Source organism: Curtobacterium sp. MCPF17_001 (assembly GCF_003234615.1).
Taxonomy (GTDB): domain Bacteria; phylum Actinomycetota; class Actinomycetes; order Actinomycetales; family Microbacteriaceae; genus Curtobacterium.
This window is the reverse complement of sequence record NZ_QKSL01000008.1, coordinates 104,048-116,070: the sequence shown is the minus strand read 5'-3', so window position 1 is coordinate 116,070 and position 12,023 is coordinate 104,048. Positions and strand designations below refer to the sequence as shown.

Sequence of the window (12,023 nt, the reverse complement as noted above, 5' to 3'; positions counted from 1 at the left end):
GGCGGGAATCGGACGTCGCAGCACCGCGGATGGACGGGCCGGCCGGGAGGCACGGCTAGCGTCGTCCGCATGGCTCCCGTCGTCGACCCGGTCGCCTCCGTCGCGCTGCCGCACGCCCGCGACGTCGAGGTGACGATGCTGCTGGTCTCCCGGCGCCACCGCTACGAGGGGCGTCCCGCGGACGGGGCGTCACCGGCGGACGAGGAGGAACTCCGCGACCGCGTCGAACTGCGCGCCGGACTCGGCATCGTCGGCGACCGCTACTTCGCCGCCCGGGCGCACGTGCACGCCTCGGTGACCCTGATCGGGGTCGCGGGCCTCGAGGCGGTCGGCCGCGAGCTCGGGGTGTCGGTCGACCCGGCGGCGACCCGGCGGAACGTGTTCCTGCGCGGCGTCGACGTCGAGGCGCTGCGGGGCGAGCCGTTCTCCCTGGACTCCGGCGACGGCCCGGTCCTGTTCCGCGGGTACCGGCCGGCGAACCCGTGCGCGTGGATGGACACCGAGATGGCGCCGGGAGCGTTCCGGGCGATGCGCGGGCGTGGCGGGGTGCGGTGCGACCCGGAGTCCGACGGGGTGCTCACCCTCGGCCCCGCGGTGCTCCGCACGGCGCTTGCGGTCCCCGTCGCCTGACCGGGCCCGCCGCCCGCCGGCCCGCGAAACGCAATGCGGGCGGCACCACGCCACGGAGTACCGCTGCGCGCTGCCGCCCACGTTGCGTGTTGCGAGGGGTCAGGCGAGCGCGGCCTGGATCGCGTCCACGAACGCCGGCAGGTCGCCGGGGTTCCGCGAGGTGATGATCGTGCTGCCGGTCTCGTCGACCTGGACCTCCTGGTCGACCCACTCGGCACCGGCGTTGCGGACGTCCGTCTGCAGCGACGGGAACGAGGTGATCGTGCGACCCGGCAGGACACCGGCCTCGACGAGGGTCCACGGGCCGTGGCAGATCGCCGCGATCGGCTTGCCGGCCTCGACGAACGCCCTGACGAGGTCGATCGCGGTGGGCTCCTGGCGGATCGTGTCGGCGTTGATCGTGCCGCCGGGGACGACGAGCGCGTCGAAGTCACCGGCCGAGACACCGTCGAGGGTGGTGTCGGAGTCGACGCTCTTGCCCGGGTCCTTGTCACCGACCAGGGTCTGGATCGGGCCGGACTCCTTCGCGGCGACGGTCACGGTGGCGCCGCGCTCCCGGAGCTGCTCGGTGGGGACGACGATCTCGTCCTGCTCCACGCCGTAGTTCGTCGCGATGACGAGGATCTTCTTGCCGTCGAGGGCTGCCATGGTCACTCCTTCCGCAGACCGGGGTCTCCGGCTGCGCACACCACGGTCGTCGGACGCCGCTGGACGCGTTCGCAGTGCGCCGGGGGCGTCCAGCCGGAGTGCGCGGACCGGAGTGCGCGGACCGGCCCACCGCTCGCGCTGAGCTCAGCCGTGGATGCGGAACCCGTCGCCCTCGGCCGTCACCGTGACCCCGTCGTACCCGGTGATCCGCACCAGGTCCGCCGGCAGGTCGGCGGGGGCGAGCGGCCCGACGGCGACGGTCGTCGCACCGGAGGCGAGCGCAGCCTCCAGGCCGGCGGGTGCGTCCTCGAACGCCAGGCAGTCCTCGGCCGCGACCCCGAGCAGGGCCGCACCGCGCAGGTAGCCGTCCGGGTGCGGCTTGCCGTGCTCGACGTCGTCGGCGGCGACCACGGCGTCGGGGACGGGCACGTCCGCGGCGCGCATCCGGTTCACGGCGAGGTCCCGCGGGGCGCTGGTGACCAGCGCGACGGGCACGCCGGCGGCGAGCAGTCGGCGGACGAAGGCGCCGGCACCCGGGACCTCGATGATGCCCTCGGTGTTCTCGACCTCGTCGTTGACGAGTTCGAGTGCGACCCGACGCTGCTCGTCGGGTGCGAGGTCGGGCAGGAAGTGCCGGATCGTGTCGATCGTCTGCCGGCCGTGCGAGAAGCCGAGGATCGTCTGCGGGTCGAGGTCGTGGTCGGCGCCGAAGCGACCCCACGCACCCTCGACGATGGCGGTCGAGTCGACGAGCGTCCCGTCCATGTCGAACAGGACCCCGGACACCACGACGTCGATCACGGTGCCGACCCTACCTGCCACCCGGCGCCGTCATCGCGCACGCACGTACCGCGTCAGCAGCACGTCCCCGGCCCCGTGCAGCACGTGCGCGAGCCGCATCGACCGCAGCTCCGGCGACGACCCGTGCACGATGCGTCCCCCCTCGCCGCCCTCGAGCGACGGGTCGATCGACAGGCACAGCTCGTCGACCAGGTCCGCCGCCACCAGGGCACCGAGGAACGACGGCCCGCCCTCGCAGTGGATGGTCGGCAAGCCCCGGTCGACCAGGGCGGCCCGGACCTGGGCCGGGTCGACGGAGTCCTCGCCGCAGGACACCACGTCCGCGACGGCCTCGAGCGCGTGTCGCCGCGAGGGGTCCGCGGACGCCGAGGTCAGGACGACCGGCCGGACCGGCGCGTCGGTGAACACCCGCGATGCCGGGTCGAGGCCGAGTGACCCCGTCACGATCGCGAACACCGGGTGGTCGGACAGGCCGTGCTCCCGGCGCCAGGCGACGTCGGCGTCGTGCAGCACCATCGGCCCGTACCCCTCGTCGCGGACGGTGCCCGCGGCGACCAGGACGACGTCGGCGACCCGGCGCAGCAGGTCGAACACGCGCAGGTCGTCGTCCCCGCCCAGCGAGCCGGACTTCCCGGAGGCGGTCGAGGAGCCGTCGAGGGAGCTGACGAAGTTGACGCGGAGCCAGCCGCCGTCAGCGGTGCCCTCCGCACCGTCCCTGTAGACGTCGAGCAGCTCGTCGTCGGACAGGTCGGAGATCGGGTCGGGCAGGTGCGTCACGTGTTGTGCCTCGCTTCCAGGGGCGCTCGCCAGCCGAGGACGGTCTCGACCATGCGCATCGCGTCGACGGACTCGACGACGTCGTGCATCCGGACGATGCGGGCGCCGAGCATGGCACTCACCGTCGCGGCCGCGAGCGTCCCGGACAGCCGTTCGCCGCGGGGACGGCCGAGGCTCTCCCCCACGAAGTCCTTGTTCGACACCGCGGCGAGGACCGGGTAGCCGAGGGCGACGACCTCCGGCAGGCGCCGGGTCAGCTCGAGCGTGTGCACGGTCGTCTTGTTGAGGTCGTGCCCGGGGTCGATGATGATCCGGTCCTCGGAGATGCCCGCCTCGAGCGCCCGGTCGACACGCAGCCGCAGGAAGGCCGCGACCTCGCCCGCCACGTCGGCGTACTGCGGCTTCGGGTACTCCTGCCGTGGCGCCGCGAGCGAGTGCGTGATGACGATCGTCGCGTCCGAGTCCGCGACGACGGCGGCCATCCGCGGGTCGGCGAGGCCGGTGGTGTCGTTGACGACGCTGGCACCGGCGGCGATCGCGGCGGCCGCGACCTCGGGCCGGAAGGTGTCGACGCTGATCGTCACGTCGGACTGCTCGGCGACCTGCTCGACGACCGGGAGGACGCGCTCGATCTCGTCGGCCGCGGACAACTCCGGCCCCGGGGCGAACTTCACCCCGCCGATGTCGACCCAGTCGGCGCCCTGCTCGGCGGCGGTGACCGCGGCTTCGACCGCGTGGTCCAGGGCGAACGTGCGGCCCTTGTCGTGGAACGAGTCGGGGGTGCGGTTCACGATCGCCATCACGGCGATGCGGTGGTCGAAGTCGAAGGTACGGCGGCCGATGGTCCGGATCGGCTGGCCCAGGTCCGGGACCACCCACCCGGGTCCGGTCGCGCCGGCCGCACCGGACGGGAGGCCCGTACCGAGTCCGACGCGCATCAGGCGTCCGCCCCGGCGCCGGCTCCGGCTGCGGTGTCGGCAGCGGCTCCGGCCCCGGCTGCGGCTCCGGCTCCGGCCCCGGCTGCGGCCCTGGCTCCGGCCCCGGCCCCGGCTCCGGCTCCGGCCCCGATGAGGGCGATCGCCTCGGCGCGCCCGGCCGCCTCAGCGAGGATCCCGCTCGCCGCGACGGTGACGGTCGTGGAGCTCGTCTGCCGCTCACCCCGGGTCGTCACGCACTGGTGCTGGGCGTCGAGCACCACGAGGACACCCCGTGCCTCGAGGCCGTCCTGCACCGCGGCGACGACCTGCTCGCCGAGGCGCTCCTGCAGCTGCGGACGGGAGGCAAGTGCTTCCACCACCCGCGCCAGCGTCCCCAGGCCGATCAGTCGCTCGCCCGGTGCGTACGCCAGGTGGGCGGTGCCGAGGAAGGGGAGCAGGTGGTGCTCGCACACCGACCGGAACCGGATGTCGCGGACGATCACCAGGTCACCGCGTTCGCCGTCACCGGCGGGCACGGTGCCGTCCCGGGCGATCTGCGTGGCGTCCTGGTCGAGCCCGGCGAAGAACTCCGTGTACGCGTCCGCGACCCGTTGCGGGGTCCGCTCCAGTCCGGGTCGGTCGGGGTCTTCGCCGATGCCCGCCAGCAGCTCCCGCACGGCGGCCTCGACACGGGCACGGTCCATGCGCTGCGTCACCCGCTCATCCAACACCGCCGAGCGGTAGTGCAACTGACCACGGAACGCGGTGACGTACCCCGACCAGCAGGATCGGGCCTCCAGGACGGCTACCCTGCCGCCCCGACGTGCCCGCGGTCCCAGGTTCCTTTAAACTCCCCCGGTGAGCGCCCCGCAGACATCCAGCCCGCCCCGGAACCGCGTCGCATCCGGCCTCGACCGCTTCTTCTCGGTCACGAAGCGCGGATCGACCATCCCCCGCGAGATCCGTGGTGGTCTCGTCTCCTTCGTGACGATGGCCTACATCGTCATCCTCAACCCGCTCATCCTCGGTGGTTTCAGTGCCGACCAGGCCGCCAAGGACGTCAGCGGCGGATGGCTCGAGAACGCTCAGGTGGCCGCGGCCACCGGCCTGGTCGCCGGGCTGATGACCATCGCGATGGGCCTCGTCGCGAACCTGCCGTTCGGCATCGCGGCAGGCCTCGGGATCAACTCGTTCCTCGCCGTCAGCGTCGTGCACCAGGTGACGTGGGCCGAGGCGATGGGCCTCGTCGTCATCAACGGCGTGATCATCGTGATCCTGGCGTTGACCGGTATCCGGACGATGATCTTCACGGCGGTGCCCGCGCAGCTCAAGGCGGCGATCACGGTCGGCATCGGCCTGTTCATCGCGTTCATCGGGCTGGTCGACTCCGGCTTCGTGCGGTCCTCGGGGCTCGCGTCCCCGCCGCTGCAGCTCGGTGAGGACGGCTCGGTCGGGGCCCTGCCGACGATCGTGTTCCTCATCGGCCTGGTGATCATCGGCACGCTCATGGCGCGGAAGGTCAAGGGCGCGCTGCTCATCGGCATCATCGCGACGACCGTCATCGCGGTCATCCTGCAGGCCGTGTTCCACGTGCCGACCTCGGTGGAGTCGAAGACCGGCTGGAACCTCAACGCGCCGGGGCTGCCGAGCGCGCTGTTCGCGCTGCCCGACCTGTCGCTCGTCGGTCAGTTCGACTTCGGTGCGTTCGCCCGGATCGGTCCGCTCGCCGCGTCGATGCTCGTCTTCACGCTGGTCTTCACGAACTTCTTCGACGCCATGGGCACGATGACCGGCCTGGCGAAGGCCGCGGGCGTCGCGGAGAAGGACGGCACGTTCCCCCGCCTCCGTGCGGCGCTCGTCGTCGAGGGTGCCGGGGCGATCGCCGGTGGTGGCGCCTCGGTGTCGTCGAACACCGTGTTCATCGACTCCGCCGCCGGCATCGGTGAGGGCGCCCGGACCGGCATGGCCTCGGTCGTGACCGGTCTGCTGTTCCTGGCCTCGATGTTCCTGACCCCGCTGACGCAGGTCGTCCCGCTCGAGGTCGCCGCCGCCGGGCTCGTCGTCGTCGGTGCGCTCATGGTCGCGCAGGTCGCGGACATCGACTGGACCGACTTCGGGTCGGCGCTGCCGGCGTTCCTGACGATCGTCGTGATGCCGCTGACGTACTCGATCGCGAACGGCATCGGCGCCGGCTTCATCAGCTGGGTGCTCATCAAGGCGCTGTCCGGCAAGGGCCGGCAGGTCTCGTGGCTGCTCTACGTCGTCGCCGCCGGCTTCCTGCTCTACTTCGCACGCGGTCCGCTGGAGGCCCTGCTCGGCGTCGGCTGACCCCGCCCCCGAACGCCGAGACGCCGCCATGGCGTCGAGACGCCGCCGAAACTGGCGGCGTCTCGACAGCCTGGCGGCGTCTCGGCGTCTCGGCGTCTCGGCGTTCGGGAGGCCCGGATCAGTCCGGCAGGTCGGCCGGTGTCGCCTCGTGGTGGGGCTGGGCCGGCGTGCGCCGGTCCTCCTTCATGCCCGCCTCGAACAGGTGGCGCTTGCCGCCGACGAGCTGCTCGCGCGCGGTCCGCTCGAGCTCCTTCGCGGTCGCGTAGTAGCCGTCGTCGTAGTCCTCGACGATCTGGAACGTCCACCGCCCGGCGATGACGTTGCGGCCGACGAGCTCGGTGTCGATGCGCTCCGCGAGTTCGGTGTGCCCGGCCTTCCGCAGCTGCTCCACCGCCTCGCCGATGTTCAGGTCGGCGGTGCCGGTCAGCCGGTGGAACCCGTAGAGCAGGCCGCGGGCGTGCTCGATGACCTCGATCGCCGCAGAGAGGCTGCCGAGGGCCTCCACCGTCGCTTCGGAGACCCCGTCCGGGACCTGGTGTGCGGCGTCGGGACCCTGGTTGTCGTCGTTCGTCATGATGCCCGTCTACACGACCGGCCTCCGGCTGTCCCGCCGCGCTCCGGGGGACGAACACGGCGCGCCGGGCCGCTTGCAGGTGTCGGGCGGTCGACCTAGCATTCGAACACACGTTCGAACGAGGAGGCTCCTGATGATGATCGTCGACACCGCTGTCACCGTGTGGTGGACCGGCGGCGCACCCGTCCGACTGGTGTGGCTCGGGCGACGCTGGCGCGTCTCCGACGTCCCGACCCGGTTGACCACGACCCCGGCCGACCTGCCCACCGCCATCACCCACGCGCCGGAGCGCACCGCCGGGTGGCGCTTCCAGGCCACCGCGGAGGACGGGGAGACCCTGGTGGTCGACATCGTGCCAGAGGGTGGCGGCTGGACCGTCGCCCGGACCTGGACGTGAGCCGCACCGACGCGGCCACGACCCGCGTGGACCCGGTCGCCGACGCGCGCTACGGTCGCGGCATGACGAACTGGGTGGCGCTGCTGCGCGGGGTCAACGTGAACGGCATCACGATCCGGAGCGCGGACCTCGCCGAGCTGTTCCGCTCCCTGGGGCACGCCGACGTCCGGACGGTCCTGGCCTCCGGCAACGTCGTCTTCACCGCCGCCGACCCGGTCGATCCCGCGGTGCTGCGGTCCTCGATCGAGCAGGCGCTCCGGGACCGCTTCGGGTACGACGCCTGGATCGTGCTCGTCCGGCACGACTCCCTGGCCGACCTCGTCGCGGCGTTCCCCTTCGCGTCGACGGCCGACCGCCACGACTACGTCGTGTTCGCCTCCGAGCCCGCCGCGCTCGACGACCTGCTCGCCGGGCTCGACCTCGACCCGGCGATCGAGCAGGTCGCCCGGGGCGACGGTGTCGTCTACTGGTCGTGCCCGAAGGGGTCGAGCACGTCGACCACCTTCGCGAAGCGCGCCGGTGCCGCCCGCTTCAAGCGGACGACGACGGCCCGCAACACGAACACGCTCCGCAAGCTCCTCTGACCGGAGCAGCGGGCGCCGACGTCAGGCCTGCGCCGGCTGTCCGTTGCTCGCCATGGTGCCGCCGTCGACGGGCAGGATCGCCCCGGTGATGAACGACGCGTCGTCGCTGGCCAGGAAGAGCACCGCCGCGGCGACCTCCTCCGAACGGCCCCCGCGGCCGAGGGCGATGCGCTCCGAGAACTCCCGCTTGAGCTCCTCGTCCTCCGCCTGCGACTGCGTCAGGTCCGTCCAGATCAGGCCGGGTGCGACGGCGTTCACCCGGACACCGAACCCGCCGTTGTCCAGGGCAGCAGCCTTGGTGAAGTTCGAGACGCCGCCCTTCGCCGCGTTGTAGGGACTCATCCGCCAGTCCGCGGCCTCACCGGACACCGATGACGTGTTCACGATCGACCCCTTCGTCTCCCGCAGGAACGGCAGCGCGACCCGGGTGCCGTAGAACACGCTCGACAGGTCGGTCTCGACCACCCGGCGCCACTCGTCCGGCGAGATGTCGGTGATGTCGCCCGAGGTGAACGTGCCGGCGTTGTTCACCAGCACGTCCAAGCGGTCCCAGCGGTCGATCGCCGCGTCCACGACCGTCTGCCACGCGTCCGGGTCGGCGACGTCGGCCTGCAGCCACAGCGCCTGGGCGGTCGGCAGCGAGTCGGCGACGTCGCGGACCTTCTCCTCGACGCTGTCGACCAGGACGACGCCGGCGCCCTCCGCGACGAACGCACGCGCGGTGGCCGCACCGATGCCGGACCCCGCCCCCGTGACGATCGCGACCTTGCCCTCGAACCGCTTGCCCATGGTGTTCCCTCTCGCGTCGGTGGTCCCCGTGGAGGGACGCCGTCGGCCCGGAGGACACGGGAGACCACGGTGCCCGCCCCGGCCTGGACGGTGGTCCAGACGGGGGCGGGCATCGGGGCGGACAGAGGACGGGCCTCCAGAGCGGACTACGCGGTGGTGTCCTCGTGCTCCATGTCGCGTTCCAGCGAGATCGTCGGGATGGAGGCGGTGATCACGGAGCCGTCGGCGCGGAGCGTGCCCTGGATGTCGCTCGTCGTCGGCGCGTGACCGGACATGCGGGGACCCTGGTGGGGCAGCGGCACGACGGTCGGCTCACCGGGGGTGACCTCGATCTGCTGGTTGTGCACCCACGCGACGAAGCCGCCGCCGGTCTCCACGGTGAAGGTCAGCGAGTCCTCCTCGAGGTCGACGCGGACCCGCGAGCCGTGCACGGTCATCCGGTAGGTCAGGCGGTCCCAGTCGACGGGCAGTCGCGGGTTGAACGTCAGGCGTCCACCGTGGTCCCGCATGCCGCCAAAGCCGTTGACGAGCGCACCCCAGATGCCGCCGGTCGACGCGATGTGCACGCCGTCCGTGGTGTTGCCGTGCAGGTCGGCGAGGTCGACGTACAGCGCGGTCTGGAAGTACTGGTCGGCGAGTTCGCAGTACCCGACCTCGGCCGCCATGATCGACTGCACGACCGCGGACAGGGTGGAGTCGCCGGTGGTCAGGGCGTCGTAGTAGTCGAAGTCGCGGCGCTTCTCGGCGGGCGTGAACTCGTGGCCCTGCAGGAACAGGGCGAGCACGACGTCGGCCTGCTTGAGCACCTGGAACCGGTAGATGACCAGCGGGTGGTAGTGCAGCAGCAGCGGCCGCTTGGACTCGGGCGTGCGCTCGAGGTCCCACAGTTCCTTGTCGAGGAACTGGGCGTCCTGCGGGTGGATGCCACGGTGCGGGTCGAAGGGGATCTCCATCGACTCGGCGGCCCGCTCCCAGTTGACGACCTCGTCCGGGTCGAGCCCGGTGCGACGGACCATGCGGGCGTACTCGTCCGGGTCGTCGACGGCCAGCTGCCGACAGGCGTTGACGGCGGACCACAGGTTCGCCCGCGCCATCACGTTCGTGTACATGTTGTCGTCGACGACGGTCGTGTACTCGTCCGGGCCGGTGACGCCGTCGATGTGGAACTTCTGGTCGCCGTTCGAGCGCCAGAACCCCAGGTCCTCCCACAGTCGGGCGGTCTCGACGAGGATGTCGATCGCGCCGCGCTTCAGGAAGTCGGTGTCGCCGGAGGCCCGCACGTACTGCATGAGCGCGTGGGCGATGTCCGCGTCGATGTGGTACTGGGCGGTGCCGGCGGCGTAGTACGCGCTGGACTCCTCGCCGTTGATCGTGCGCCACGGGAACAGGGCTCCGCGCTGGTTCAGCTCGCGGGCCCGGGACCGGGCGGCGTCGAGCATGTTGTAGCGGAAGCGGAGCGCGTTCCGGGCGACGATCGGCGCCGTGTACGACAGGAACGGCAGGACGTAGATCTCCATGTCCCAGAAGTAGTGGCCGCCGTAGCCGGAGCCCGTGACGCCCTTCGCTGCGATGCCGTGGCCGTCGGTCCGGGCGGTGGCCTGCGCGAGCTGGAACAGGTTCCACCGGACGGCCTGCTGGATCTCGGGCTGACCGGCGATCTCGACGTCGCTGCGCGCCCAGTAGTCGTCGAGCCACTTGCGCTGGTCCCCGAAGACCTGCTCCACGCTCTCGTACTTCGCGCGGTCGAGGGTGCGGTCGCAGCGGTCGGCGAGCTCACGCGCCGGGACGCCGCGGGACGTGTGGTAGACGACGCTCTTGACCAGACGGATCGGCTGCCCGGCCTTCGCCTGGACCCGGTAGACGTGCTTGGCCAGGTCGTCCTCGATGCTCGAGGTCTCGTCCCAGCTGTTCTCGGTCTCCAGGCGGTGCTCGACGCCGACGCAGATCGTCATGCCGGAGCTGGTGGCCTGGTAGCCGAGCAGGGAGCGCGAGCCCGCGTTCCGCTTGAGCCGCGGCTGCAGCACCCGGTCGGTGAAGGACTCGGCCTTGCGCGGGTCGAAGGCCGCCGCGGCCGCCTTCATGCCGGCGTGGTACTCGTCGGCGACGTCCTGGCGGTTGAGCACCTGGCTCGACAGCAGGACGGAGGCGTCGTGGTCGAGCATGGTGACCTCGTAGTCGATGACGGCGAGGTGCCGTTCGACGAAGGACACCAGGCGCCGGGAGCGGATGAGCACCCGCTTGCCGGACGGCGTCGACCACTCCGTCTCACGCAGCAGGTAGCCCCCGCGGAAGTCGAGCCGACGGGTGTGCCGCAGGATGTCCGCCTCGGACAGGACGAGCGGCTCGTCGTCCACGTACAGGCGGATGACCTTGGCGTCCGGGACGTTGATGATCGTCTGCCCGGTCTTCGCGAACCCGAAGGCCGTCTCGGCGTGCCGGATCGGCCAGGTCTCGTGGAAGCCGTTGATGTACGTGCCGTACTGCACGCCGCCGCGGCCCTCGTCGAAGTTGCCGCGGAGGCCGAGGTACCCGTTGCCGACGGCGAAGTTCGTCTCGTCGACGCCCTGCTCGTCCGCGTACTCGGTCTCGATCAGCGCCCACTCGTCGACCGGGTACCGGACGCGGTCGAGGGGGTCGGAGGTGATGGGGTTCATGCGGTCTTCCGGGGTTCGACGGGAGGCAGGTCGGGGAGCAGGTCGGCGAGGTCCGTCACGACGACGTCCGCGCCGTGCTCGCGGAGGGAGTCGGCACCGGCGCCGCGGTCGACCCCGATCACGAGGCCGAACGCCCCGTTGCGGCCGGCTTCGACGCCGCTGGTGGCGTCCTCGACGACGACGCACTGCGCGGCGGTCAGGCCGAAGCGCGTCGCAGCATCCAGGTAGGTGTCGGGCGCGGGCTTGCCGGCGAGGCCGTCCGCGCGGGCGACGGCACCGTCGACGATGACGTCGAAGCGGTCGATGATGCCCGCGGTCCGGAGCACCTGCTTCGCGTTCGCGGAGCTGGACACGACGGCGACCTCGTACCCGGCGTCGATCGCCGCGGTGAGGAACCGCACCGAGCCGGGGTAGGGCGCCACACCGTGCTCCTGCAGCTCGGCGGTGAACTCAGCGTTCTTCCGGTTGCCGAGCCCGCAGACGGTGTCGAGCGAGGCGTCGTCCTCGGGGGTGCCCTCGGGGAGGTCGATGCCGCGGGCCTGCAGGAGCGAGCGGACTCCGTCGTACCGGGGCTTGCCGTCGACGTACGCGAAGTAGTCCTGCTCGGTGTACGGCGCAACCCCGTGGTGGTCGAGGTAGGGCGTGAAGAGGCGGCTCCAGGCACGCATGTGCACCTCGGCCGTGGGCGTGAGGACGCCGTCCAGGTCGAAGAGGAGCGCCCGCTGGTCAGCGAGCGGTGCAGGGGTTCGCCGGTCCGACGACGTCATGGGCAGACCTTCCAGGGGAGCGGTGTCGATCACGGTTGCTGCGGGGTCAACTCTAGGACCGCTCCGCCGCGCCGGGTTCCAGGTGGGGAGCGTGCCGCGCACGTCCGGGGAGCGCGGACCTGGACCCGCGTCCAGCCGGGTCCCGGGACGCTCGCGA

Annotated in this window: 12 protein-coding genes and 1 pseudogene; 4 read left to right on the top strand and 9 right to left on the bottom strand. The window is 71.9% G+C overall.

All coding sequences use genetic code 11. From position 1 onward, the window contains the following. Positions 1 to 69 precede the first annotated feature (69 nt). Entirely contained in the window at positions 70 to 630 is a 561-nt protein-coding gene (locus tag DEJ24_RS09525; protein WP_111078422.1) for a molybdenum cofactor biosysynthesis protein, read from the top strand. Positions 631 to 729: 99 nt separating this feature from the next. On the opposite strand, the gene DEJ24_RS09520 is transcribed toward DEJ24_RS09525, so the two are convergent. The 5 genes and pseudogenes from DEJ24_RS09520 to folE all read right to left on the bottom strand — a co-directional run. After that, positions 730 to 1,278, bottom strand: coding sequence for a type 1 glutamine amidotransferase domain-containing protein (locus tag DEJ24_RS09520; RefSeq protein ID WP_111078421.1), 549 nt, complete (start codon positions 1,276 to 1,278; stop codon positions 730 to 732). Between the two features lie 144 nt (positions 1,279 to 1,422). Then, positions 1,423 to 2,079 (bottom strand): HAD-IA family hydrolase, encoded by a 657-nt coding sequence (locus tag DEJ24_RS09515; RefSeq protein WP_258374478.1) that lies wholly within the window; start codon positions 2,077 to 2,079, stop codon positions 1,423 to 1,425. 30 nt (positions 2,080 to 2,109) lie between these two features. Beyond that, a complete protein-coding gene (locus tag DEJ24_RS09510; protein WP_111078420.1) occupies positions 2,110 to 2,856 on the bottom strand; it encodes a pyrimidine reductase family protein in 747 nt (248 codons plus the stop codon). Then, positions 2,853 to 3,794 (bottom strand): dihydropteroate synthase, encoded by a 942-nt coding sequence (folP, locus tag DEJ24_RS09505; RefSeq protein WP_111078419.1) that lies wholly within the window; start codon positions 3,792 to 3,794, stop codon positions 2,853 to 2,855. The genes DEJ24_RS09510 and folP overlap by 4 nt, the downstream gene beginning before the upstream one ends. Positions 3,795 to 3,910: 116 nt before the next feature. Further along, a pseudogene (folE, locus tag DEJ24_RS09500) lies at positions 3,911 to 4,477 on the bottom strand (GTP cyclohydrolase I FolE); the annotation flags it as partial. A 154-nt stretch (positions 4,478 to 4,631) separates the two neighbouring features. On the opposite strand from folE, the gene DEJ24_RS09495 reads away from it, so the two are divergent. Beyond that, on the top strand, positions 4,632 to 6,101 hold the full coding sequence (locus DEJ24_RS09495) for an NCS2 family permease (protein WP_111078417.1): 1,470 nt from the start codon (positions 4,632 to 4,634) through the stop codon (positions 6,099 to 6,101). 118 nt (positions 6,102 to 6,219) lie between these two features. Here the strand turns inward: DEJ24_RS09495 and DEJ24_RS09490 are convergent, their stop codons facing one another. Then, positions 6,220 to 6,675 carry a hypothetical protein gene (locus DEJ24_RS09490; RefSeq protein WP_111078416.1) on the bottom strand — a complete coding sequence of 152 codons (456 nt, stop codon included), beginning with the start codon at positions 6,673 to 6,675 and terminating at the stop codon, positions 6,220 to 6,222. A gap of 133 nt (positions 6,676 to 6,808) precedes the next feature. Between DEJ24_RS09490 and DEJ24_RS09485 the strand changes: the two genes are divergently transcribed. After that, positions 6,809 to 7,072 (top strand): hypothetical protein, encoded by a 264-nt coding sequence (locus DEJ24_RS09485; protein WP_110903650.1) that lies wholly within the window; start codon positions 6,809 to 6,811, stop codon positions 7,070 to 7,072. Next, positions 7,069 to 7,656 (top strand): DUF1697 domain-containing protein, encoded by a 588-nt coding sequence (locus DEJ24_RS09480; protein WP_258374772.1) that lies wholly within the window; start codon positions 7,069 to 7,071, stop codon positions 7,654 to 7,656. Before DEJ24_RS09485 ends, DEJ24_RS09480 begins: the two co-directional genes overlap by 4 nt. 21 nt (positions 7,657 to 7,677) lie before the next feature. Here the strand turns inward: DEJ24_RS09480 and DEJ24_RS09475 are convergent, their stop codons facing one another. The 3 genes from DEJ24_RS09475 to DEJ24_RS09465 form a co-directional block, all read right to left on the bottom strand. Continuing rightward, complete coding sequence (locus tag DEJ24_RS09475) at positions 7,678 to 8,445, bottom strand: SDR family NAD(P)-dependent oxidoreductase (RefSeq protein ID WP_111078415.1); 768 nt, start codon at positions 8,443 to 8,445, stop codon at positions 7,678 to 7,680. Between the two features lie 146 nt (positions 8,446 to 8,591). Further along, complete coding sequence (locus DEJ24_RS09470) at positions 8,592 to 11,099, bottom strand: glycoside hydrolase family 65 protein (RefSeq protein WP_111078414.1); 2,508 nt, start codon at positions 11,097 to 11,099, stop codon at positions 8,592 to 8,594. Beyond that, positions 11,096 to 11,866, bottom strand: coding sequence for an HAD family phosphatase (locus DEJ24_RS09465; RefSeq protein WP_111078413.1), 771 nt, complete (start codon positions 11,864 to 11,866; stop codon positions 11,096 to 11,098). Before DEJ24_RS09465 ends, DEJ24_RS09470 begins: the two co-directional genes overlap by 4 nt. Positions 11,867 to 12,023: the final 157 nt, after the last annotated feature.